Below are 24513 nucleotides of genomic sequence, written 5' to 3' on the forward strand. Positions count from 1 at the left end.
CCTCGGCGGGCTGGCGGGCTGGATCGGGGGCCGCCGGGTGGGGCTGGCGGGGATCCTCCTGCTCCCCGCGGTGCTCCAGGCGCCGGCGCTGGTTCCCGCGCTGACCGATTACCGGAATGCGACGGCCTTCGTTGCACTGGCCGGGGTGTACCTGCTGTCGGCGTTGGCGACCGGCGCGGCGTGGCTGGCGCCGTTAGCGTGGCGGCTGTGGCTCGCGCCGCTGGCGGCGGTCGTCTACCTCATGATGCTGCTGCTGGGGCCAGGACTGGGTGTGCTATCGCAGCGCCCGGCGCCGGTGAGCAGCTTCCACCCGCTGCTGATCGCGTTCGGCATGGTGCTGGTGGCGGCGGCGCCCCTCTTTGGGGTCCGCGGTCGCCCGGCGATGCCTGGCAAGCGTCCGCACTGGCCCCGGCGTGCGCGGGCACGCCGACGCCCGGCGGTTGAAGACCGGGGCGACGTGGCGGAGGTCGGGTCGACGCCGGAGCGCTGGCGCTAGGCGCGGGCTATTCGCCCGCCGCTTCGTCGGGGGCCGTGTCGTTCGTCTCGGACGTGTCGGCGGAGGCTTCCTCCAGGTCCGCCATCTCGGCGTCTTCCGGCGTGCGGATGACCGTCACCGAGGCGACCTGATCCTGCTCCTGCAAGCGCATGATGCTCACACCCTGGGTCATGCGGCCGATGCATGAGATCTGTTCGGCCGGCACCCGGATGACCATCCCCCGCTGGCTCACGAGCATGATGGAGTCGGTGTCCGTGACGACGCGGGCCGCGGCCACCGGGCCGTTGCGTTCGGTGATCTTCATCGCGGTGACGCCCTGACCGCCCCGGCCCTGAACGCGGAACTCCGAGAGCGCGGTCCGCTTGCCGTAGCCGTTAGCTGAGACCACGAGGAGATCCTGGTCCGGCTGCACCACCTCGGCGGCGATGACGCGGTCGCCCGGCTGCATGCGGATGCCGATCACCCCGGCGGCGGGGCGCCCCATCGGGCGGACGTCCGTTTCCTGGAAGCGGATTGCCTGCCCCTGCTCGGTGACCAGGATCAGCTCGTCGTTCCCCGAGGTGAGCCGCACCCAGGCCAGCTCGTCGCCCTCCTCCAGGCCGATGGCGATCAGGCCGGTGGAACGGACCGAAGCGAACTGATCGAGGCTGGTGCGCTTCACCCGGCCGTTGCGGGTGCACATGAACAGATACCGGGCCGACGCGAAGTCGCGCACCGGCAGCAGGGCGGTGATCGTCTCCCCGGGCGCGATGCCAATGAGGTTGATGACCGGGATACCGCGGGCGGTGCGCCCGGAGTCGGGCAACTCCCAGACCTTGAGCTGGAAGACACGGCCACGGTCGGTGAAGAAGAGAAGACTGTCGTGGGTGCGGGCGGCGACGATGCGGTGGACGCCGTCCTCCTCGCGCAGGGTCATCCCGGTCACGCCGCGGCCGCCCCGGTGCTGCTGGCGATAGGTGCCGTCGGCGATCCGCTTGACGTAACCGCGATTGGTGATCATGACCAGCACGCTGACGTCGGGGATGAGGTCCTCGTCGGTGATCTCGCCCGAGACGTCCTGAATCAGCGTGCGGCGTTCGTCGCCGAACTTGTCGCGGAGCTGGACAAGCTCCTCACGGATCACCGCCAAGATCTTTGCCGGGTCGGCCAGCAGCGCCTCCAGCCCGGCGATCTCCTTGAGCAAGTCGCGGTACTCGTTCTCGATCTTGTGTCGCTCCAGCGCGGCCAGGCGGCGCAGTTGCATATCGAGGATGGCGTTGGCCTGGACCTCGGTGAAGCCGAAGCGGTTGATGAGGTTGGTCCGCGCGCTCTCGCTCGTCTGCGACTGCCGGATGGTCTGGATCACCTCGTCGAGGTGGTCGAGCGCGATCTTGAGCCCTTCGAGGACGTGCGCACGGCGGCGGGCACGGCCCAGCTCATGCTCGGTGCGCCGGCGGACGACCTCCTGCCGGTGATCGAGGTAGAGCTGCAGAAGGCGGCGCAGGGTCAGCACACGCGGCTGCGTGCCGTCCACCAGCGCGAGCATGTTGACCCCGAAGGTCTGCTGGAGCTGGGTGTGCTTGAAGAGCGCGTTGAGGACGCGCTGGGGCTGCGCATCACGCTTCAGCTCGATGACCATGCGCATTCCGGTGCGGTCGGACTCGTCGCGCAGGTCGTGGATGCCCTCGATGCGGCCCGCCTTCACCAGTTCGGCGATCTTCTCCAGCAGCGCGGCCTTGTTCACCTGGTAGGGCAGCTCGGTCACGATGATCTGGTAGCGGTTGCCGCGCGGCATCTCCTCGATGTGGGTCCGAGCACGGATAACGACCCGCCCCTTGCCGGTGGCGTAGGCAGCGCGGATGCCCTCCCGGCCGAGGATAACGCCGCCGGTCGGGAAGTCCGGCCCCTGGATCACTTCGAGCAGGTCGTCGCTGGTCGCCTGCGGGTTGTCGATGAGCATGATGAGGCCGTCGCAGACCTCGGCCAGGTTGTGCGGCGGGATGTTGGTCGCCATGCCGACGGCGATCCCGGCGGCGCCGTTGACCAGCAGGTTGGGCAACTTGGCAGGGAGGACGACCGGTTCCTGCGCCTCGCCGTCGTAGTTCGGCTTGAAGTCGACGGTGTTCTTGTCGATGTCCTGCAACATCTCCTCGGAGATGGCTGCCAGCTTGGCCTCGGTGTAGCGCATGGCGGCCGCGCTGTCGCCGTCGACCGAGCCGAAGTTGCCTTGCCCCTCGACCAGGGGGTAGCGCAGGGAGAAGGGCTGAACCATGCGGACCAGCGCATCGTAGACGGCGCTGTCGCTATGGGGGTGATAGAGCTTCAGGACCTCCCCGACGATACCGGCGCTCTTGCGGAAACGGGACTGCGGACGCAGGCCCATCTCGTGCATGGCGTAGAGGATGCGCCGCTGCACCGGCTTGAGGCCGTCTCGGACGTCGGGCAGCGCTCGCTGCACGATCACGCTCATGGCGTAATCGAGATACGAGCGACGCATCTCCACGTCGATGTCGATCTGCCGCACGGTTCCGATATCCACGGGTGGTCGGCCTCCCTGAGGTCACTCGAAGCAAGCTCGTTTCCGCCACAAGTCTACCATTTTCGTACCTCCGGGCGCCGGACCGGCATGTCTGTGCGGGAGGGATGAGCGGAAACGGGGCGGTTGTTCCGCCAAGTGCGACCGGTCGCTTGTGTGCGTGTCATGCTGATGGGTTGGCGTTATCCTGAGCGCCGCGAAGGATTTCCGGCGAGAGCGGCTGTCTCAACACAAGATCCTTCACTCCGCTCAGGATGATCCGAGAAGGCCTATCCACGTTGGAGACCGGGTGTGCAGGTCGCAGCAGGCGGGTGTTCACGCCCGGCCCTGGGACAAGGCCCTCACCCCCGACCCCTCTCCCAACCTTGGGAGAGGGGCGCGACGTACGAGAGACGGGCGAGGCTGCGTGCATCGCCCGCGCTCGTGCGTTGCCGGCCGGTGCGGCCGGCGACTTAGCCGGACACCGCGAACAGGCGCCGGGCGACGGCTGCCGCGCGGAGGTCCGGGCGGAAGTCGGGGTGCGCGATGCTGATGAGCATCTCGGCCCGCTCGCGCAGGGTGCGTCCACGCAGGTTCACCGCGCCGTACTCAGTCACGACCCACTGCACATGCCCGCGGGTGGTGACCACCCCGGCGCCGGGGTCGAGCCGGGGCACGATGCGGGAGATGGTGCCGCCCTTGGCCGTGGAGGGGAGGGCGATGATCGCCTTGCCACCGGGGGAGCGCAGCGCGCCCTGGACGAAGTCCATCTGCCCGCCGATGCCGCTGTACATCTGTTCGCCGATGGAGTCGGCGCAGACCTGACCCGTCAGGTCGATTTGAATGGCGGAGTTGATTGCCACCATCGTGGACTGTTGGCGTATCTCCCTCGGGTCGTTGACGATGTCGCTGGAGTGAAACTCGACGAATGGGTTGTCGTCTACGAACGAGTAGAGCCGGTCCGTTCCGACCGCGAAGGAGGTGATGACGCGGCCGCGGAAGCGCGACTTGGCGCGGTTGGTGATGACGCCTGCCTCGATGAGGTCGATGAGGCCGTCGGTGAACATCTCCGTGTGCACACCCAGGTCCTCATGGCCGCGCAGCGCGGCCAGGACGGCGTTGGGGATCGTGCCGATGCCCATCTGGAGGGTGGCGCCGTTGGGGACCAGCGCCGCGACGTGCTCGCCGATCGCCTGCTCGATCGGGCCGAATGGCCGGACCGGGTGGGATGGAAGCGGGCGGTCCACCTCGACGGCGGCGGTGATGCGGCTCACGTGCACGGCGGAGTTACCGAGCGTGCGCGGCACGCGCGGGTTGAACTCAGCGATGACAATGCGGGCGTGGTCGACCGCGGCCCGGGCGCAGGCCACCGAGGTGCCCAACCGGCAGTAGCCGTGCCGGTCGGGTGGGGAGACCTGGATGAAGGCGACATCAATCGGGAGCGTGCCGTCGGCGATCAGGGCAGGGATCTCGGAGAGGAAGACGGGGGTGTAGTCGGCGCGGCCTTCGTTGACGGCGGCGCGAACGTTGGCGCCGATGAAGAGGGCATTGTGGCGAAGGTGCCCCTCCATTTCGGGTGCCACATAGGGAGCCGGCGCTTCTGTGTGTATGTGGACGATCTCGACGTCACGTAGCTCCGGGGCGCGCTCGACCAGGGCGTCGAGCAGGGTAGTCGGTACCATCGCCGCTTCGTGGACATAGACCCGATTGCCGGATTGGACGAACTCGACGGCTGCCGCCGCGTCCATGATCCGCATGGCAACTCCTCTCCCGCACAGTACCCGGCCCACCCTGCCAGCGGCCCGGCTCCGACGTGTATTATCTCGCGTGCGGCCGGGTGTACGTGCACCCGCGTGCCGGGACCGAGTCGATCCGATGCCGGTGAGGGGGCGGGGTGCGAAGCGACCGCTGCTTGATCTTTCAACGGGACCGGACGGTGCTGGTGGCGACCGGTGCCGCGATCTACCCCGAGGCCCGAGACGGCATTCGTCAGTTCGCAGAACTCGTGCACGCGGCAGGGGCGTATCACACCTACCGCGTGACCGAACTGGCGCTCTGGTCCGCTGCGGCAGGCGGAATGACGGCTGACGAGATCGTCGCGTTCCTGGAGCGCTACGGCGAGCATCCGCCGCCGCTCACGCTGGTCGCCTTCATCCAGGAGGTCATCGGGCGATACGGGCTGCTGCGGCTGACCGGACCGCTCGGTGGGCTGCGGCTGATGGGGCCCGACCGGGGGCTGCTGGCGCGCGTGGCCGAGGCGCACGGGCTGGCATGGGACGGCGACGCGCTGGTGGTGCCGGACGCCCAGAGGGGTGCGATCAAGCGTGCGCTGGCGGAGGAGGGCTACCCGGTCGTGGACGAGGCGGTGCTGGCTGCCTCGGCGCCGGTGTCGTTCACGCTGCGGCCGGAGGTGCGGCTCCGGCCCTACCAGGCCGAGGCGATGCGGCGCTTCCTGGAGCGGGCCGTGACCGGTGGGGTGGTGCTGCTGCCCTGCGGTGCGGGCAAGACGGTCGTCGGTGTGGCGATCGCCGCCGCGCTCCAGTCGGCCACGCTGATCGTGACGCCCAGCCGGACGATCGGGGAACAGTGGCAGCGCCACCTGCGGGAGATGACGACCCTGCCGCCGGACGCGGTCGGGGAGTACGTTGCCGGGCGTGAGCCGCCCCCGGTGACGGTGGTCACGTACCAACGCCTCACCGCCCGCGCGGATGGGCGGCAGGCCACGCTGGGCGCCCTGCTCGACTGGCCCTGGGGACTGGTCATCTACGACGAGGTTCATGCCCTTCCCGCTGAGATCTTCCGGCAGAGTGCCAGCCTTCAGTCGCGGCGGCGCCTGGGGCTGACGGCGACGCTGGTGCGAGAGGATGGACGGGAACGCGACGTCTTCTCCCTGGTCGGGCCGACGGTCTTCTCCGTCCCGTGGCGCGACCTGGAGCGCCGCGGGTGGATCGCTCCGGTCGATTGCGTTGAGGTGCGCGTCCGGCCGCCGGGTTCCGGCGCGGCGAGTGCGGATCGCATCCTCGCGGCGAAGCTGCGGGTGGTACGGCGTCTGGCGCGGCGCCATGCGGGTGAGCCGACGCTGGTGGTGGCCCACCGCTTGACCGAAGTGGCCGCCGCGGCGCGCGCCCTCGGCGCGCCGATGGTGACCGGCCAGACCCCGGCCGCTGAGCGCCGGGCGCTGTACGACGCGTTTCGGCGCGGCGAGATCCGCTGCCTGGCGCTGTCGCGCGTGGCGAATGTTGGGGTGGACCTGCCCGATGCCGCCGTGCTGATCCAGATATCCGGTGCATTCGGGTCGCGGCAGGAAGAGGCCCAGCGGCTGGGGCGGCTGCTCCGTCCGAAGGGGTCCGGACGGCGGGCGGTGTTCTACACGCTGGTCGTGCCCGGCACGCGGGAGGTCGAGTTCGCGGCCCGCCGCCAGCGGTTTCTGGTCGACCAGGGCTACCGCTACCGCGTGGTGGAGGCCGAGGGCTCGGCCGGCTCCTGACGTTCCGGGGCCGTGCGGCCCGACGCCCGCGGCGCGTCCGCGGACGAGGACGCGGTGGTGTCCCACACCGGCTGGAGCACCGCCCACTGGCCCGGATCGCGTGCGATCATCCGCTCGAGCGCCTCGGCCATCCGGACCATGTTCTCCCGCAGGTCTTTGTCCCAATCTCCGGTGTCGACCATGTCGATCGCCGGCTCGACGAATGCGAGCGACCGGCGGCTGCCCTTGCGCACGGTGCCGGCCGGGATGAGCGCCGCGCCGGTGCGCATGGCGAGGAGCACCGGGCCGGTCGGCAGGCGGGCGGGTTCGCCGAAGAGCGGCACCGGCATGCCGCTTCCGACCACGTCGCGGTCCCCGGCGAGGATGAGGATGCCGTTGCGCCGCAGCAGGCGGATGATCGGCCTAAGGGACTCGGAGCCGGGCGAGATCACCTGAACCCCGTGGCTGGCCCGCAGCTTGTTGACATAGGTGTAGAGCTCCTCGGGATGTACCCGCTCGGCCACGACGGCCGTCGGGTAGCCGAGGGCCACCGGCAGGCTGGGAACGACGTTGTAGTTCCCGACGTGGGCGGCGAGGACGATGACGCCGCGACTCCGCGTCAGCGCGGCCGTCAGGTGCTCAACGCCCTCGGTCTCGAACATCGCCAGCACCCGGTCGCGATCCATGTGGCCGAGGCGGATGAGGTCGTAATAGTTGGTGACGACGCTGACGAACACACGCAGCGCGTGCCACCGGAGCCGCAGCGGACCGGCGTTGGGCAGGACCCGTCGGAGGTTGCACAGCACGTTTCGACGGGCATGGACGTTCACGCCACCAAGGATGACCCCGATGAACCAGCAGATCGTGTAACCGATCGCGGCCGGGACGAACGGCGCCAGGAAGGCGACGACCTGGAGCGCTCGCAGGGTCCACATCGCGACCTCCACTTCCCCCGGCTAGCCCGGTGCGAACTCCGGAAGGCTCCGTTCCGCCGACGCGTCCCACAGTGGACCAGGGCACGACCATTGTTCCACATGGGCACGGATGGCACGCTCGGCGGCGCCCACCAGCGCCGCATCGCGCTCCGTGGGGGATGCCTCCGATCCGGGAACCGTGTCCAGTTGCAGGAGGAGCGTGTCGCCGCCCGGACGCAGCACGAGCGCGGCGAACCAGGCCGGATAGTCCGGGGCCGACGCGTCCGGCACAGCAAGCCGCGCCGGCGCGCGGAAGAACGGCACGATCCGGGTGGCCGCCGCGGCGGGCTGGTCGATGAGGTGGACTGGCCGGGGCGTGCCGTCTGACGCGATCAGGCCGAGAACGCGCGGCAGGAGCCACCAGGGACCGAGGTGGATGGACGCGATCGCGGGGGGCGCGGTCCCTTGGGAAAGCGCGTCCGGCTGGGTGGTTGCCAGCACGACGATGCGCTGGCGAAGGGCGGCGTCGGAGAGTGCCGCGAGTGCGGCGGTTGCCCGGCGGAGGCGCCGCGCCTCGGCGTTGCTACGCTCGGCGGCGGCGCGAACCACGGCGCTGGTCGATGGTTCGTGCAGCACGTACGAAAGGTTCAGGCGACGAGGCGCGAGGTCCACGGGCGGCCTCCGCTCTGTCCGATCTCAGGGGAAGAGTGCAGCCGGCCGGGCAATCCGGCCGGCTGGCCTCGACTTCGACAAACGACGGGTTCGGGGGCGTCCGAACCCTGAGCGTCAGACCCGTCCCGCCGGGATCATCCCTGCTCGGCCGGAACCGTGGCGGCCTCGGCGGCCTCGCGATGCGCGACGGTCTCGCGGATGAAGCTCTCGACCATCTCGCGAGCCTGGTCGTCGTGGTACTGGACGGGCGGCGACTTCATGAAGTAGGCCGACGGCGCCAGCAGCGCGCCGCTGATGCCCGTATCGAGCGCGAGCTTGGCGCAGCGGATGGCGTCGATCACGACGCCGGCGGAGTTCGGCGAGTCCCACACCTCGAGCTTCAGCTCGATGTTGAGCGGCACGTCGCCGAAGGTCGTGCCCTCCATGCGGATGTGGCACCACTTGCGGTCCTTGAGCCACGGCACGTAGTCGCTCGGGCCGACGTGCACGTTCTCCGGGTCCACCGGGTAGTCGATCTGGCTGGTGACCGCGTTCGTCTTGGAGATCTTCTTGGACTCCAGCCGCTCGCGCTCCAGCATGTTGAGGAAGTCGGTGTTACCGCCGAAGTTGAGCTGGTAGGTGCGGTCGATGCGGACACCGCGGTCGGCGAAGAGGCGGGTCAGCACGCGATGGGTGATGGTCGCGCCGACCTGGCTCTTGATGTCGTCGCCGATGATCGGCAGACCCCGCTCGCGGAAGCGGTTCTGCCAGTACTCCTCGCGGGCGATGAAGACGGGGATGCAGTTGACGAACGCGCAACCGGCCTCGAGCACCTGCTCGACATACCACTTGGTGGCCATCTCGGAGCCGACCGGGAGGAAGTTGACGACGACGTCGGTGCCGGTCTCCTTGAGGATGCCGACGATGTCGGCGGTAGAGCCGGGCGCCTTCTCGATGATCTGCGAAAGGTACTTCCCGAGGCCGTCGTGAGTCATGCCGCGGTGCACCGGAACGCCGAGGTGTGGCACGTCGGAGAACTTGTAGGTGTTGTTGGGCGCCGTGAAGATGGCCTCCGACAGATCCTTGCCCACCTTGTTCTTGTCGATGTCGATCGCGGCGCTGAACTCGATGTCCCCGACGTGGTAGCCGCCGAGATCAACGTGCATCAGGCCGGGCACAAAGTCGTTCGGGTCAGCGTGGCGGTAATAGTGAACGCCCTGTACCAGGGACGATGCGCAGTTCCCCACGCCGATGATCGCGACACGGATCTTCTTGCTACTCACTTGTGCCGGGTCCTCCACTCCTTGCCGCCGCGCCCGCCGCCCAGCGCTTCCGATGCAGGCGACTCCCTGCGCGCGCGGCCCATAGTCAGCGCGCATGATCGCGATTCTACGGTAGCTTACCGGGTGCGTCAATTGCGCCCGAGTTGCGGAGCATGTGCAAAGCCGCCTCGACGATTTCAGACGCAGTGATCCAGTCGAGGCAGGTCCGTAAAGCGCACCCCTGCCGCTGCCCGAGAGTGTAGCCCGTGTAGAGGCACGGCGCGCACGGAATGCGTGCACGCACAACTAGTGCCTCGGCATCGGGGAAGGGCCGCGTGCCCACGTAGTGGAGGGCCGCACCGATGGGCCGCCAGGCGTCGTGGTTCGACGGACCGAAGATCGCCAGCGTCGGTCGCCGGAGCGCGGCCGCGAGATGCGCCACGCCGCTGTCCGCACCGATGACCAGTGCGGCGCGTTCCAGCACCGCTGCCAGTTCTGCGATGGTGGTTCTCCCGAGGAGGTTGGCAACCCCGCTCTCCGCGAGCAGCGGCGCGGATCCGGCCGCCTCGTCCCGCGTGCCGACCGCCACGATCGGCATGCCGGTGGCGGCGCGGAGGTCGCGCGCGACGGCGGCGAAGCGGTCGGCCGGCCAGGCCCGTGCCTGGCTGTACGGGCCGACGCCGGGGTGGACGACGATGAACGGCTCCGGAACGCCGGCCTGGGCCAGGAGACGGTCGGCCGCCGCGCGGGCGGCCTCGGGAACCTGGAGGTTCGTACCGGCGCCATCGGTGGGCACCCCGAGCGTGGCGACGATGTCCAGGCCGTACTCCCACTCCGTCCGGGCACCGAAACCCAGGTCGGTCGCCCGGTGGGTGAGAAACGTCCCTCGCCCGTTGTCCAGCCCGGCGACGACCGGTGCGCCGGCCGCGCGCGCTAGGGCGCGGAACTTCAGCGCGCCGAACCCGGTTGTCAGGTGGTGGAGCAACACGACCGCATCGTAATGCTGGGCGCGCAGATGTGCGGCCAGCCGCGCCATGGTGGCGAGCCGCGCGGGGTGCGCCAGGTCGGTGGGCCGATCGAAAAGCGCCTTCGGGAAGCCGATGGTGCGGTCGACTGCGGGGCACAGGTCGAGCACCGCACGGGCACTGGGCGTGGTGAGCGCGTCAATGCGTGCGGTGGGGAAGGCGCGGCGTAGCGCACCGATAGCGGGTGTCGCCAGCACGGCGTCGCCCAGGTCGGCGAGCTTGACGACCAGGATGCGGCGCACAGCAGCCACGTTAGCGACGCCCATGGCTCCCCCCGGTAAGGGCGACGGCCTCCTCGATCACCGCCAGCGTGGCCCGGCCCGCATCGTCCCAGCGAAATCGCGAGGCGTGAGCGCGCCCCGCCGCGACCCGGCGCTCCCGCTCGCCGGGGTCGAGCGCGCGGGCCAGCCCGGCGGCGATGGCATCCGTGTCGAGCGGGTCGACGATGATGGCCGCGTTGCCGCCGACCTCGGGCAGCGCTCCCCGGTTCGAGATCACCACGGGTGCGCCGCAGGCCATCGCCTCCAGGACCGGCAGGCCGAACCCCTCGTAGAGCGACGGGAGCGCGAGGGCCTCGCAGCCCGAATAGAGCGCGGGGAGTGCGGCGTCGGGCACGTGGCCGGGCAGGTCGATGCGCGCGCGGTGTGGGCTGCGTGCCAGGGCGGCGTCGATCTCCTCCGCCAGCCAGCCGCGCTTGCCCGCCAGCACCAGGCGCAGGTCCGGGTGGTCGACCGCCAGCCGGTCGAACGCCGCGATGAGCCGGGCCAGGTTCTTCCGCGGTTGCAGTGTCCCGACGTAGAGGATGTAGGGACGGCGCAGGCCCAGTTCGGTGAGCCAGCGGTCGACCTCGTCCGGCGGGCGCGGCGCAAACGTCTCGTCGATGCCGTGCGGGATGACGCAGATTTTTTCCGGCGGCACGTGGTAGTGCCGGATGAGGTCGTCGCGTGTGGCGCGGGAGATCGCGATGACGCGGGTGGCGACGCGGGCGCTCCAGCGGGTGGACCAATCGAGGTAGCGGCGCGCCGAGGCCGTGTGCGCATCGGCCTCGTACAGGTAGCCCAGGTCGTGGATGGTGACGACGCTGGCGCGGGGGTGTACCGGCGGGATGACGTGCGCCGGGACGAAGAGCGCGTCCACCCGGTGCCGTGCCAGCTCCGCCGAGAGACGCAGGTGCGTCCAGAGCCGCGGGAACGGGATCAGGCGCTGCTCCGTCCCAGGGGGCACGCGCAGCGGGATCGGCTCGGTCGCGTTGCGGTACAGCCGGTATCGGTGGTGCGGCCCGGCGGCCGTTAGCGCCTCGATAATGTGGCGCGAGTACCGCTCGGTGCCGGTGTGTCGCTCGGTGATGCGGCTGGCGTCGATGCCGATCGTCAACGGCCGCGGCTCAGCCATCGGCCAGTACCTCCCGCGCCGCGGCCAGGACCGCATCCGCGGTGATCGCCACCATGCACCCCGCGCCCTCGGGACGCTCCGGCGAGAGGTCGCCGCAGCGCGGACAACGCATCCCGGCGCTGACGACGCGGTGGCGTGCCGGGTCGCCCCAGGGGCCGAACTGCTCGGCGGAACTCGGGCCGAAGAGGTGGACCGTCGGCGTCCCGGCGGCGACGGCGAGATGCATTGGCCCGCAGTCCACCCCGACCGCCAACCGTGCACCCTGCAGCACGGCGGTGAGCGTCGCCAGGTCGGTTTGTCCGGCGAGGGAAGCGGCCGGCGCCTGGATGCGTGCGCGGATCTGGTCGATCATCGGCGCCTCGCTCGCACTGCCGGTGAGGACCACCATACAGCCGAACTCGCGCGCGAGCGTCGTGGCGACGGTCGCCCAGCGGTCCGGGAGCCAGTGCTTGACCCGTGCCCCAGCGCCGGGGATGACGACGAGGTACGGCTCGGCGATCCCGGCCCCGGCCAGCGTCACGGCCGCCGACTCGCTCGCGGCCGCGGGCGGGCGGAGCGGTGCGGTGACCGGGGTGACCGGCTCGTCCGGCGGCGTGCCACCGAGGATACGGGCGGTCGCGTCGAGCACGGCGGCGTTGCGCTGGACCCAGTGCGGATGCGGCAGCGGGATGGTATGGGTCAGGTAGCGCGTGACAGCCGGGTGGTCGGCCCCGATGCGCAGCGGAACCCCGGCGCGCTGTGCCAGGAGCGCGCCCCACCAGTGGTCGTCGCGCAGGACGACGACCGCCGCGGGTGCCCGCTCGCGGATCAATGCGGCCCATTGCTGGAGCAGTTGATACGGCTGGAGGCGGCTCGATGGGCGCCGCGTGAAGCCGGGGAACGGCAGGGTGAGCACCTCATCGACGTCGGGGTTGCCTGCCAGCACGGGTGCGGCCCATGGCCCCACGACCGCGGTGATGGTGGCCTCCGGCAGCGCCCGCCGCAGGCGCCGCAGCGCAGGGGTGAGGAAGAGCAGGTCGCCGAGGTGATCGGGCCGGAGCAGCAGGATCTCGAAGGAACGCGGCACCGCCGGTGTCACCGGCGCGCGTGAGGCGATGGCTAAGCCGGCATCGCGCAGGCGATGGAGGATCATGCGGCCCCCTTGCCCGCCGCGCCGAGCACCTCAAGGCAAGCTGCGGCGACCATATCGACCGTGACCGACTCCACCGAAGGGCCGTTCCCGCGCTCGTGGCGCAGATCGACCACCGCTCCCTCCCAGCTCTCGGGCGGCGCGCAGACGCGCGCGTCTGGACCGAGTGGGCGGTACCGGCCGGGGTTGGTGGGACCGAAGATCGTCACCGTGGGGGTGCCCACGGCCGCCGCCAGGTGGCTGGTGCCGCTGTCGTTGCCGACGTAGAGCGCAGCCCGCGCGGCGACCGCGGCCAGCTCGTCGAGGGTCAGCCGGCCGCAGAGGTTCACCACGGGAGCCTTGGCTCGGCGGACAACTGCGGCGACCACCGCCCGGTCGGAGCCGGCCCCTGCCAGGATCACGCGCACCCCGGCCTCCGCCGCGAGCCGGTCCGCCAGCGCGGCGAAGCGCTCGGGCGGCCAGCGTTTGGCAGGCATGGCGGTCCCTGGGTTGACCGCGCCGCCGGGGTGGATGACGACCGTGGGAGGCGCGTCGTCCGGGATGATCACCGATGCCGAGCGCTGGGCCTCGGCCGAAGGATGGTACTCCGCCTCGGTCCCCGCGGGCGGCACGCCGATCGCCGCCAGCACCGCCAGGTACGCCTCCGTCTCGTGCAGGGTAGGGTCGGGCGTGACCGGATGGGTCAGGCCGATGCCGCGACCGGCGCTGTCGATCCCGGCGCGGACCGGGATGCCGGAACGCCAGAGCAGCACGTTGACGAGCGGCGACGGATCGAGCCCGATCCCCAGATCGTAACCCGTGCGGCGCAGTTCGCGGGCGAGGACATGGAGCCCCACCATCGGGAGGCGGTCAGGGTAGGAGATGACGCGTGCCACGTGCGGGTTCCCCGCGAGCGCGGGAGCCGACCAGTCGGTGGTCACGACGTCGATGTGCGCGCCGGGGCAGTATGCGGCGAGCGCGCGAAACACCGGTGTGGCCATCAGCACATCACCGAGGCAGCAGGGTTTGACCACCAGGATGCGCGGCGCGGTGCCGGGCTCAGGTGGGTTCGGGATGTGCCGGGGACGCGCCAGCAGCGCCGCAAGCCGTGCCCCGGTGCCGACGACGCGCTCGCGCAGCCGGTGGCTACGTGCCCGTGGGTGCATCGACCACCGCGAACATCAACTCACCGCGGGCCGCGAGTTCGCCGTCGACGGTGGCGACGGCGGTGCCGGTGCCGACCCCGCGGCGCATCTTGCCCATCTCAACCTCGAGGCGCAGCGTGTCGCCCGGGACGACTTGCCGCTTGAAGCGCACGTTGTCGATCCCGGCGAAGAGGGCCATCTTGCCGCGGAACTCCTCACTGCCGAGCAGCGCCACAGCCCCCACCTGCGCCAGCGCTTCGATGATCAGGACGCCGGGCATGACCGGGTAGCCGGGGAAGTGGCCCTGAAAGAACGGCTCTCCTATGCTGACATTCTTGATCCCGACCGCGCGCCGGCCCCACTCGATCTCGATGATGCGGTCCACGAGCAGGAACGGGAACCGGTGGGGGATGATCTCCTGGATCTGCTGTGCGTTTAGCACGCCGCGCTCCTCTGTCTTGCCGATAGGCTCGCGATCCTCTGGTGGACGGCCGGCGGCATCCAACGGTAGCCACCGAGCCGTGTGGGTCCAGCCGCCGGGGCGGCGACCCGACCCAGGCGCCAGGGTGCACGTGGGCGCCCGTCCGTCGCCGGGGCGGCGGAACCCACATCTGGGCGGATCGTACGAACGCGCGAGCGAGGTGTCAACGCGGCGGCGTGCCGCTAGACGGCCGCACCGGTCGGTCGATGGAGGATTTGCTGGCGATCCGGACCGACCCCGATCATCGTCACCGGCACGCCCAACAGCTCCTCGATCCGCTCCAGGTAGCGGCGGGCGTTGGGCGGCAGGTCGTCGACACTCGTGGCGCACGACGTGTCCGCCTGCCAGCCGGGGAGCACCTCGTAGACCGGCTCGACCCGCCCATAGACCGATGCCACGGCGGGCGGTGCCTCGATCGCCTTGCCGTCGAGCCGGTAGCCGACGCAGATGCGTATCTCCGGTAGGGTGTCGAGCACATCGAGCTTGGTGACGGCGACCTCGGTGACGCCGTTCAGGCGAGCGGCGTAGCGCCCGGCTACGGCGTCGAACCAGCCGGTACGGCGTGGCCGACCCGTGGTGGTGCCGTACTCGTTCCCCCGGTCGCGCAGCATCTGGCCCGTCTCATCGTGCAGTTCAGTCGGGAACGGCCCACCGCCGACACGGGTGGTGTACGCCTTGTAGACGGCGATCACCGTATCGACCTGGGTCGGGCCGATGCCCGCGCCCTGGCAGGCGCCGGCGGCCGTCGGCATGCTCGACGTGACGTACGGGTAGGTGCCGTAGTCGACATCGAGCATCGTGGCCTGGGCACTCTCGACGATGACCCGCTTCCCGGAGGCCAGCGCGTCCTGCACCAGGATCTCCGCCTGAACGACGAGCGGCGCCAAGCGCTCGCCGAGCGCAACGTATTGTTCCGCGAGCGCGGCGACATCCAGGGTCGCGTCGTCTTCGAACCCGGCGAGGAGCAGGCGCTTCTCCGGCACGACCAGTTCGAGCCGGTCACGGAGCGCGGCCTCATCGAGCAGGTCCGCCACGCGGATGCCCTTGCGTCCGACCTTATCGCTGTAGGCGGGACCATTGCCACGCAGGGTGGTGCCGATTGAATGCGTGGCGCGGCGCTCCTCCTCGGCGCGGTCGAGCGCCGGATGGTACGGGAGGATGACGTTGGCGCGGTCGCTCAGGAAGAGTCGGCTCAGGTCGACGCCGCGCTCCCGCAACGCGTCGATCTCGTTGAGGAGTTGAACTGGATCGACCGCGACCCCGGCACCGATAACGCAGTCGCAACCGGGATGCAACACCCCGGATGGGACCAGATGGAACTTGAAGACCCCCTGGTCGGTGACGACGGTGTGGCCGGCGTTGGTGCTGCCGTTGGGGCGGACCACCATGTGCGCCCGCTCGGCGAGCGCGTCAGTGATCTTCCCCTTGCCCTCGTCGCCCCACTGGCCGCCAATGATGATCGTCGCCGGCATCGCCGACCTCCCGTCCGGGCACGCACAACGGCCCGCGAACCAGTCGTCCGCGGACCGTGCCCAACTATATCTCACGTGCGGGCCTGAGAACAGGTAAGGGCGGGTGTCTCACGCGGTGCTCGTGTGAGCGGCCCTCACCCCCGACCACTCTCCCAGCGTTGGGAGAGGGGAGTGATGCGCCGGGCTCGGCGGTGCTCCGTCCGACGCCCGCGCTCCTGACGTGGCTGGTGATCGGCGCTGGTCGGTGCGCTAGGCGTGGACGCGGGCGCTGCGGGCGTCGCGCAGGCGCTCGAACAGGCGGCGCTCCTCGTCGCTCAGCCCGGTCGGAAGCACGACCTTGACCCGGGCGAGCAGGTCGCCCTTGCCGCCACCCTTGAGGGCCGGCATGCCCTTGCCCCGCAGCCGGAACACACGCCCGTTCTGGGTCTCGGGCGGGATGGTGAGCACCACCGGATTGTCGAGCGTGGGCACCGTGACCTCGCCGCCGAGGATGGCCGTGTAGAGTGGGACCTCGACCTCGGTGCGCAGGTTCAGCCCGTCGACCTGGAACCGCGGGTTCGGTGCCAGCGAGACGAGCAGGTAGATGTCGCCGTTCGGCCCGCCATTGACCCCAGGCCCGCCCTGGCCGGCCACCCGGATGCGCGAGCCGTCGCGCACACCCGCCGGGATCTTGACCTCGAGCGTCTTGGTACGACTCAGCGTGCCCGAGCCGCCGCAGGTGGGGCAGAAGCCCTGGCCGTTCAAGCCGGTACCGCCGCAGGTCGTGCAGCGCTCCTGGATCTGCACCTCGAAGCGACGGGTCGTCCCGTGGTAGGCGTCACGCAGCGACACGGTGATTGGATACTCGTAATCCTGACCGCGCTGCGGCTGCTGGCGGACCCGCGAGCGCGCCCGGCCGATGGTGTCGCCGAAGAGCGTCTCGAAGAAGTCGGAGAACGGGCTCTCCCCCGACTGGCGCGTCCCGCCGGAGCGTCGGCCACCAGTGAACCAGTCGGAGAAGTCGGTCCAACTGGCGCCGGTACCGGTGCCGGCCGTCTCGGCCTGTTGGTAGCGCTCCCAGTCGGCGCCGAAGCGGTCGTACTTGGCACGCTTCTCGGGATCGCTCAGGACCTGGTAGGCCTCGTTGATCTCCTTGAAGCGCTCCTCGGCGCTGGCATCCCCCTTGTTGACGTCGGGGTGGTACTTCCGCGCCAGCTTGCGATACGCGCTCTTGATGGTCTTCTCATCGGCGTCCCGAGAGACCCCGAGGATCTTGTAGTAGTCCTTGAACTCCATCGAACCCTCAGCTCCACCCCTGAGTCATGACGTCAGCGCCGTTGGTCGCCCAATTATACGACCTTGAGTCGACTAGTGTCAACCTTCTTGTTCGCTGTCGTCACGACCTGGGGGCAGCGAGGCGTGGGATCCGGCCCGGCGCCCGTACCAGGGGCGCCGGGCGTTCACACGAGGGATGCCCCGATGCGCGCTAGACGAGCGGGCGCAGGGCGGCGGTCGGATCGCCCTGGAGCTGGCGGCGAACCTGGCCGTACAGGTGCGCGTTGACGACGTAGGCGAAGAACGCCGTGAAGACCACGCCGATGATGCAGAGGATCACCCCGACAGCGGCCAGCAGGGCGGTCACGATCGACATGAGCAGGACGATCAGCAACGGGGTGGTCACCGGCCGGATCTCGTTGAAGACGGCGCTGAACTGCAAACCGGCGCCGATGTCTTCTGTGAGGGCCAGCCGGGTCGCGAAGAGTGGCTGGATGAACGCAACGCCCAGCGAGACGATCGTGCCGAGGCACTGAAGGCCAAGGCTCGTCGAACTGAAGTCGTCGCCGCTCCCGCTGAAGGTGGTTATCAGCGAAAGGATGGCGGCCGGGATGCTCCAGACAAACGTAACAACGATCAACTTCAGCCCGCGAACAAGATCCCCACCGAAGTCGTTCCACTCCGGCAACGGCACGTCATCGTTCTCCACCACCTGGCGGATCAGCCGGAGCCAGTATCCGGTGACTATGAGAAGGCCGACGATGGGGATCAAGAGGAGCAGACCCCCGATGGCGACCTTCTTGATCCATTGAGAGTCTTGAAATGCGAACGTGAGCGCGCGTCCGATGTCCACTCGCCGACCTCCCCACGTCACATCCGCCGATCATGCCAGCGGTCCCCGAGGCATACGTACGCCACCCCTCTCGCCACCGATCCTCAGGAGAGATTGGCGTGCTGGCAAGACCCAGCGGTCCTAATCGATGAGTAGCATGATACCAGCTAGCGCGCAGGCACGGAATCATCGAGCAGGCGTCCGTACGCCGCGAAACGGCGATGCCGGTTCCTCTCCGACCTGAGCACTTCACCCAGGACCGTCGCCTGGTGGGATTGCTCCTTCCGGTGGGTGGTCGGCCGGCCGCGTCGCGGGGCGTGTCCCTGACCGGTTCAGGACGACGTCTGCGGCGGTGACCCTTCGGCGCGCGCAGCGCGCTTCCGGCGCATCGGCGCCGCGGTGGTCCGGATGGCGTGCAGCATGATGCCGAGTGCGGCGCCGATGGCGTCGGCCAGCAGGTCGCCAAGCGACGGGTCGCGCCCGGGAACGAACGACTGGTGCCACTCGTCGCTGATCCCGTAGAGGACCGCGAGGACGAGCGCCAGGCGAGCCACGCGGCGCGGGCCGGCGCCCGACTCCTGGAGTGCCGCGGCGAGCAGAAAACCGAGGATGCCGTAGGCGACGAGGTGTCCCGCGATGGACGTCACCTGCGATGAGAGCCCCGGAGCAGTCGGGAGTTTCGACTGGTCGGAGAGCATATAGATGACTGTCGCCCAGAGCGCGACGGCGACCCACCGGCGTGCCATCCGGATGCGCCTGCGCCGGTTCATGTCCGGTCGCTCCCTCCGTCGAGCGCGCCGTCGAGCGCGACAGCGTAGGCCTCCAGGACGCGATCGACCAGCCGGTCCCAGAGGAGCTCGGTAGCAATAAACTCCCGGGCGGCCTGCCCGACTTGACGACGCCGCTCGGGATGCGACAGGAGCACGCTGACGGCCGCGGCCAGGGCGCCGGGATCGCCCGGCGGCACCAGCGCGCCGGTTGCGCCGTCCCGGATGACCTGGGCGTTCTCGCCGACATGCGTGGTCACGACCGCGGTGCCGGTCGCCATCAGCTCCAGGAGCTTGACGGAACTCTTCGCCCGGTTCAGCGGCGTGTCGTCGAAGGGGTGGATGGCAACGTCGCACGCCGCGGCGATAGCCCCGATGTCGGTGGCTGGTACCCAGCCGAGGCGTGTGATGGCCGCGCCGAACCCGGCCTCCGCAGCGGCCTGGTCGAGGACCTGCTCCGCGCGGCCGTCGGCTGACGCGCCGGCGATAACCAGCGTGGCGGTGGGATGCACCTCACGGACACGCGCCAGCACCTGGACCAGCGTGACCGGGTTGAACTCGACAAAGCGCGTGTAGAGGAGGATCCGCGGGCCGGTGTCGGGCAGGCTCTCGCGGGCACGGGCGACTGCATCCTCGTCCGGTGCGAGCTGCGCGAAGCGGGCGGCGGTGAGGCCGTTGGGAACGTAGAACACCCGCTCCGGCGACGCCCCGAGGTCGCGGGCGCGCCGCTCCAACGTCCGACTGGCGACGGTCAGCGCGGCCGCCTGCCGGGGCCAGGTGCGCTCCTGCCAGTCGAACACGCGGCGCTGGACGCGGCCGTACAGCCCGGTGTCGTTCCAGCCGCCGTCCCCCTCCCAGTCGTCCATGTCGATGACCACCGGCAGCGACCGCCGCAGCCGCCGCCCCGCCAGATCGCCAAACCCCTTGGGTTTGAACACGTGGACCAGCCCCGGCCGGTCGGCACGTGCCCAGCCGAGCATCTCGCGGACCGCCAGCGGCCAGAGGAGGGGATGAGTCGTGCGGGTCGTGCGGAGCTCGACTCCGTCCTCCTCCCAGCGCTTCCCGGCGTCGTCCGGGGAGTCCCAGGGCGTGGTGCCGATCGCGGCCCACCAGCCGCGGGCGACCAGCGCCTGTGCGATGCCGAGCGTTCGAGCACGCAGCGTCGCCTTCGGCCGGAAGCCGAAGGTGCCCAGCATCAAGACGCGGCTTGGCTCGGGGGTCTTGCTCACGGCGCTGCCCACGCTCCGACAACGTTCCCAGCCGGATGCTACCAGCGGCGCCCGCCGCACGACAACCGCCGAACAGCGGTCGGGGGAGGGCAGAGAGGAGGCGATGGGTGTGACGAACTCGACGGGGTTGCGGCCGTGGTACGGGGTGGGCGGTCAAGGTGCAAGTCGTGAACCCCGGGGTTGTCGCGGAAAGCCTGCTGTCATGCAGCCGGGCTCTCGTCGTGGTGTGAGGAGCCCACGCCGCGGCCCGTGCCCGGGGGTAAAGCCGCCGGGCTGACAATACAAAGCCCACTGAAGGGGCTGGGGACGCTGGGTCCGGCAGGTGGCCGAATCGGATCCGCCTCGATGTCGCCATCGCAGCCCCTTCAGTGGGCTTACCCAATGCAGCCCGGCGGCTTTAGCCCCGGGCACATGCCAGGGTGCGGGATCCTTCACACCACCCAACCCGATTCCCGACACCGGCGCGGAACCAACCCCGACGCCGCATCAGCCGCGTCATAGCACAGCGGCGGCTTAGGACGCCGCATTGCCAATTGGTTGTCACTGAGCTGGTGCAAAGCGAGGCCGCGTTGGCCGGATCGGCAGCGCGATGGTTCGCGGTTCATCGCGCGGCGCCGGGTTGTGCGCGTGGGATATTGCTCGGCTCGGATGTTACGAGTAAGGGCGGACGACCGTTACCAATTTCCCCTGGATCTCGACGTTATCGGGCGTAGTATAGATCGGAGACATCGTGGCATTTGCGGGCTGCAAGCGAATGCGGGAGCCTTCGTGATAGAAGCGCTTGAGGGTCGTCTCCTTCTCGGCTCGGAGCCACACCGCCACCGTCTCCCCGTTCTCGCAGGTCTGCTGATGGCGGAGGATGACGATGTCCCCGTCGTTGATGAGCGCGTCGATCATCGACGTCCCCTTGACCCGCAGCGCGAAGAGCCCGTCCGTGCGCGAGCCGATCAGGTCGCTGCTGATGTTGATGGTCTCGGTCGTCTCGTCAACCACGACGTCGTCCAAGACGGGGATTGGCTCACCGGCGGCGATCTGCCCGATGACCGGAACCTGGACGATATTGCGCACCGGGACGGGACGGTTGACCAACTCGATCCCGCGCGAGATGTTGCGGTTGCGGCGGATCAGATTCCGCTGCTCCAGGATGTTGAGGTTGTAGTCCACGACGCTGGTGGACGAAATGTTGAGATCCCGCTGAATCTCACGAATGGTTGGAGGATAGGTGTTTTCCTCCAGGAACCGCTCGATATACTCGAGCATCATCTGCTGTCGTCGAGAGAGCGGCTTACCCATCCTCCACCTCATCTCCGGGCCGAACGCGCGTACGACACGACCTTAGCGTCATTATAGGAGCGAACATCTGTTCTTGTCAACTACATGAGGCCCGGAGGGATGTGGCTGGTGGGGAGCGGCGGCGTGAGTGGGTGCCGATGGCGTCGGCGGAGCGATAGGGGACGGGGATGAACGTCGTCGATATCGTCATGACCTTCGTCTTCCTGGGTGTCTTTACGCTAGGATTCTTCGCGGGGCCCGCGCGGGCGGTGATCGGCCTGGTCGCGCTGTACGGCGGGCTCGTGGCCGCGTCGGTGTTCTATCAGCCGCTCGGGCGTACGCTGACGGATCTCTTCTGGCCGATGTCGCCATGGATCGGCGCCGTGACGGCCTTCATCCTGCTGGTGGCGGTCGTCGGGGGTGCGCTGCTCTATGTGCTGCTCTGGTCGTTCCGGGTGAGCCGCCTGCGCAGCCGCTTCGCCAGCAACGACCACGGAGGGCGGCTCGGGATGGTCGTGGTCGTGCTGGTGTCCGTGGTGATCAGTGCCACTGTCGTGACCACTGCGATCCAGCTCGCGGACTGGAGCGTGCAGAATCTGCCCGAGGGAGACCGACGCGCCGCCGTAACCCGACACTTGAACGGCTCGGTGATCGCCGGGAGCACGCGGCGCCTGACCCCGCACCTGTACACGGCCGTGGTGTCGTGGACGCCCGTCGCCGACGCGCCGATCCTGCGACCTGACTGAACTAGGGGATCATTTTCGTGAGCTATGAAGCTTCCAGGCAGCTCGAGTTCGATCGCGTACTCGAAATCCTTGCTCAACGCTGCCAGTATTCCGTCGCCGCTGAGCGGGCGCTGGAGATCGGGCCGAGCGGCGACGCCTCGCGTGTGGCTTACCTCCTGGCCGTCACCCGGGAGGCGGTGACGCTCCTGACCAACTTCCCGTCATTTACCGTGGGCGGGGTCCGCGACATCCGGCCAGTCGTGGAGCGCGCGCGCCGCGGATCGCTGTTGTCGGCAGGTGAGCTGCGCGACGCGCTCGACACGATCCAGGCGGCGCGTGAGCTGCGGCGCACCTTTTTCAAGCTCCCGAACGCGAACGAGCTGTACCCGAACCTCTCGGAGTTCGTGGAGGCCATCGCCGACCTCGCGGGTCTGGAGGCAGACCTGGCGCGGACGGTCGGGCCGCGGGGCGAGATCCTCGACACCGCGTCCGAGCGTCTGGCGGAGATCCGGCGCGAGGTGCGAATCGCCCACCGCCGCCTGCTCGACCGCCTGAACCGGATGCTGACCGACGCGGCCTACGCCGGCGCGATCCAGGACGCCATCGTGACGATGCGCGAGGGGCGCTACGTCATTCCCGTGCGCGCCGACCGGCGAGCACAGATCCCGGGTGTGGTCCACGCCACCTCGGCCAGCGGGCAGACGCTGTTCGTCGAGCCGATGGCCGTCGTCGAGTTGAACAACCGCTGGCGTGAGCTGCAGATGGCCGAGGAGCATGAGGTCGAGGCCATCTTGCGGGCCCGGTCGGAACAGATCGCAGCGGCTGCCGATGACCTGGATCAGACGGTTGAGGCCGTGGCTGCGATCGACCTGGCGCTGGCCAAGGCGCGCCTGGCGTTCTCCATGCGCGCCGTCGAGCCGATCCTGGTCGAGGCGAGCGGGCCGGGTGCCCCCGGCGGGCACCCGCGGCACCGGATTGACCTCAGGCAGGCGCGCCACCCGCTGCTCGACCCGGACACGGTGGTCCCGATCGACGTGCGGATCGGGGAAACCTACCGCATTCTGGTCGTGACCGGGCCGAACACGGGCGGGAAGACGGTCGCGCTCAAGACCGTCGGGCTCATGACCCTGATGGCACAGACCGGCCTCTTCATCCCTGCGGCGGACGGATCGGCGCTGAGCGTCTTTTCTGCCGTCTACGCCGACATCGGGGATGAGCAGAGTATCGAGCAAAGCCTGTCGACCTTTTCGGCGCACGTCACCAAGATCATCGCCATGCTCCGGTCGGCGGATGCCGACAGCCTGGTGCTGCTCGACGAGATTGGGGCCGGGACCGACCCGCAAGAGGGCTCGGCGCTGGCCCGCGCGATCATCGCCGCGTTGCTCGAGCGCGGTGTGATCGCGATGGTCACGACCCACTACTCGGAGCTGAAGGCGTTCGCCTACGTCACCGAGGGGACGGAGAACGCCAGCGTCGAGTTCGACCTGCGCACGCTCTCGCCTACCTACCGGCTGTTGTTGGGCGTCGCCGGACAATCGAACGCGCTGGCGATCGCCGAGCGGCTGGGGATGCCGCGCGAGGTGATCGACACCGCGCGGTCGTACCTCACCCCCGGCACGGAGCGGGCGGACGAGCTGTTGACCGAGATCCGGCGCCGTCGCGCCGAGGCGGAGAAGGCGCTGGCGGCTGCGCGCGACCAGCAGCGGGCGGCGGAGCGTGCCCGGCGTGAGGCTGAGGAGGCGCTGCGGGAAGCCGAGCGGGCGCGTGCGGCCGCACGCGATGACGCGCTGGCGGAGCTGGCGGAGGAACTGCGTGAGGCGCGCGACCTGCTGCGGCGGCTCCGTGCCCGTGCCGAGGCGCCCGTTGTCCCGGCCGTTCCAGCAGAGCGGCCCGCGTCGCAGGAGGTGGAGGAGCTGGGCGAGGAGGTGCGCCGTGCTCAGGAGCGCGTGCGCCAAGCCGCCCGGCGTCGGCGACCACGGACGGCGCCCGCGGAACCGCTGCGGGTCGGCGACACGGTCGAGATCCCCTCGCTCGGGATGGAGGGCGAGATCGTCGGGTTCGCTGACGGCGGCGAGGAGGCCGACGTGCAGGTCGGCGCCTTCAAGGTGCGCCAGCCGGTGGCGGCACTGCGGCGCGTGCGGTCCGCCCCGGCCCCGCGTCAGGCGACGCGGGTCAGCGTGCCGGCTGCCCCGTCGGTGGACCAGGAGATCAACCTCCTTGGGAAGCGCGTCGCCGAAGCCCAGGAGGAACTGGAAGTCTATCTCGACGCGGCGGCGCGAGCCTCGCTGCCGTGGGTCCGTATCGTCCATGGCAAGGGGACCGGCGCCCTCCGCGCCGCGGTGCAGGAGATGCTGCGGCGTCACCCGCTGGTGGAGCGCTTCGAAACCGCCGAGCCGAACGCAGGCGGCGACGGCGTCACCGTGGCGTTCCTCAAGGGGTGAGCCTTCCGGCAGAGCCTCGCCCGTCGATCCTGTGTAGCTCCCCTCTCCCAAGGTTGGGAGAGGGGTCGGGGGTGAGGGCCGCTCCCA

19 protein-coding genes and 1 pseudogene are annotated in these 24513 nt (G+C 69.7%); 4 read left to right on the top strand and 16 right to left on the bottom strand.

The window, feature by feature from the left end:
- Nucleotides 1–496, top strand: a pseudogene (locus IRZ30_RS06340) (hypothetical protein); the annotation flags it as partial.
- Nucleotides 497–503: 7 nt separating this feature from the next.
- Here IRZ30_RS06340 and gyrA read toward each other — a convergent pair.
- On the bottom strand, nucleotides 504–3014 hold the full coding sequence (gene gyrA / locus IRZ30_RS06345; RefSeq protein ID WP_294084050.1) for a DNA gyrase subunit A: 2511 nt from the start codon (nucleotides 3012–3014) through the stop codon (nucleotides 504–506).
- A gap of 449 nt (nucleotides 3015–3463) precedes the next feature.
- A complete protein-coding gene (locus IRZ30_RS06350; protein ID WP_294084051.1) occupies nucleotides 3464–4747 on the bottom strand; it encodes an acetyl-CoA hydrolase/transferase C-terminal domain-containing protein in 1284 nt (427 codons plus the stop codon).
- A 155-nt stretch (nucleotides 4748–4902) separates the two neighbouring features.
- Here IRZ30_RS06350 and IRZ30_RS06355 point away from each other — a divergent pair, with 155 nt between their 5' ends.
- A complete protein-coding gene (locus IRZ30_RS06355; protein ID WP_294084052.1) occupies nucleotides 4903–6477 on the top strand; it encodes a DNA repair helicase XPB in 1575 nt (524 codons plus the stop codon).
- Here the strand turns inward: IRZ30_RS06355 and IRZ30_RS06360 are convergent.
- The 14 genes from IRZ30_RS06360 to lexA form a co-directional block, all read right to left on the bottom strand.
- Nucleotides 6438–7391, bottom strand: a complete 954-nt coding sequence (locus IRZ30_RS06360; RefSeq protein ID WP_294084053.1) for a lysophospholipid acyltransferase family protein — start codon at nucleotides 7389–7391, stop codon at nucleotides 6438–6440. The genes IRZ30_RS06355 and IRZ30_RS06360 overlap by 40 nt on opposite strands.
- A gap of 21 nt (nucleotides 7392–7412) precedes the next feature.
- A complete protein-coding gene (locus tag IRZ30_RS06365; RefSeq protein WP_294084054.1) occupies nucleotides 7413–8042 on the bottom strand; it encodes a hypothetical protein in 630 nt (209 codons plus the stop codon).
- 134 nt (nucleotides 8043–8176) lie between these two features.
- Nucleotides 8177–9304 (bottom strand): inositol-3-phosphate synthase, encoded by a 1128-nt coding sequence (locus tag IRZ30_RS06370; protein WP_294084055.1) that lies wholly within the window; start codon nucleotides 9302–9304, stop codon nucleotides 8177–8179.
- A gap of 106 nt (nucleotides 9305–9410) precedes the next feature.
- Nucleotides 9411–10574: a glycosyltransferase family 9 protein gene (locus IRZ30_RS06375; protein WP_294084056.1), complete on the bottom strand. Its 1164-nt coding sequence runs from the start codon at nucleotides 10572–10574 to the stop codon at nucleotides 9411–9413.
- Nucleotides 10561–11700, bottom strand: coding sequence for a glycosyltransferase family 1 protein (locus IRZ30_RS06380; protein ID WP_294084057.1), 1140 nt, complete (start codon nucleotides 11698–11700; stop codon nucleotides 10561–10563). Before IRZ30_RS06380 ends, IRZ30_RS06375 begins: the two co-directional genes overlap by 14 nt.
- A complete protein-coding gene (locus tag IRZ30_RS06385) occupies nucleotides 11693–12832 on the bottom strand; it encodes a glycosyltransferase family 9 protein (protein ID WP_294084058.1) in 1140 nt (379 codons plus the stop codon). The genes IRZ30_RS06380 and IRZ30_RS06385 overlap by 8 nt, the downstream gene beginning before the upstream one ends.
- Nucleotides 12829–13974, bottom strand: coding sequence for a lipopolysaccharide heptosyltransferase II (gene waaF, locus IRZ30_RS06390; RefSeq protein ID WP_294084059.1), 1146 nt, complete (start codon nucleotides 13972–13974; stop codon nucleotides 12829–12831). The genes IRZ30_RS06385 and waaF overlap by 4 nt, the downstream gene beginning before the upstream one ends.
- Nucleotides 13955–14395, bottom strand: coding sequence for a 3-hydroxyacyl-ACP dehydratase FabZ (gene fabZ / locus IRZ30_RS06395; protein WP_294084060.1), 441 nt, complete (start codon nucleotides 14393–14395; stop codon nucleotides 13955–13957). The genes waaF and fabZ overlap by 20 nt, the downstream gene beginning before the upstream one ends.
- Nucleotides 14396–14616: 221 nt before the next feature.
- Nucleotides 14617–15906, bottom strand: coding sequence for an adenylosuccinate synthase (locus tag IRZ30_RS06400; RefSeq protein WP_294084061.1), 1290 nt, complete (start codon nucleotides 15904–15906; stop codon nucleotides 14617–14619).
- A gap of 249 nt (nucleotides 15907–16155) precedes the next feature.
- Nucleotides 16156–17181, bottom strand: a complete 1026-nt coding sequence (locus IRZ30_RS06405; protein ID WP_294084062.1) for a J domain-containing protein — start codon at nucleotides 17179–17181, stop codon at nucleotides 16156–16158.
- A gap of 190 nt (nucleotides 17182–17371) precedes the next feature.
- Nucleotides 17372–18013 carry a DUF4013 domain-containing protein gene (locus IRZ30_RS06410; protein WP_294084063.1) on the bottom strand — a complete coding sequence of 214 codons (642 nt, stop codon included), beginning with the start codon at nucleotides 18011–18013 and terminating at the stop codon, nucleotides 17372–17374.
- 311 nt (nucleotides 18014–18324) lie between these two features.
- The gene (locus IRZ30_RS06415) at nucleotides 18325–18762 is read right to left on the bottom strand and encodes a VanZ family protein (RefSeq protein WP_294084064.1); all 438 of its coding nucleotides are present in this window, start codon (nucleotides 18760–18762) and stop codon (nucleotides 18325–18327) included.
- Nucleotides 18759–19988 carry a glycosyltransferase family 4 protein gene (locus tag IRZ30_RS06420; RefSeq protein WP_294084065.1) on the bottom strand — a complete coding sequence of 410 codons (1230 nt, stop codon included), beginning with the start codon at nucleotides 19986–19988 and terminating at the stop codon, nucleotides 18759–18761. Before IRZ30_RS06420 ends, IRZ30_RS06415 begins: the two co-directional genes overlap by 4 nt.
- A 651-nt stretch (nucleotides 19989–20639) precedes the next feature.
- Entirely contained in the window at nucleotides 20640–21281 is a 642-nt protein-coding gene (gene lexA, locus IRZ30_RS06425) for a transcriptional repressor LexA (RefSeq protein WP_294084066.1), read from the bottom strand.
- Nucleotides 21282–21448: 167 nt separating this feature from the next.
- Here lexA and IRZ30_RS06430 point away from each other — a divergent pair, with 167 nt between their 5' ends.
- Nucleotides 21449–22006 (top strand): CvpA family protein, encoded by a 558-nt coding sequence (locus IRZ30_RS06430; RefSeq protein WP_294084067.1) that lies wholly within the window; start codon nucleotides 21449–21451, stop codon nucleotides 22004–22006.
- A 17-nt stretch (nucleotides 22007–22023) separates the two neighbouring features.
- On the top strand, nucleotides 22024–24426 hold the full coding sequence (locus tag IRZ30_RS06435; protein WP_294084068.1) for an endonuclease MutS2: 2403 nt from the start codon (nucleotides 22024–22026) through the stop codon (nucleotides 24424–24426).
- The last annotated feature ends 87 nt before the right edge of the window (nucleotides 24427–24513 follow it).

Source organism: Sphaerobacter sp. (assembly GCF_019683595.1).
GTDB lineage: Bacteria > Chloroflexota > Chloroflexia > Thermomicrobiales > Thermomicrobiaceae > Sphaerobacter.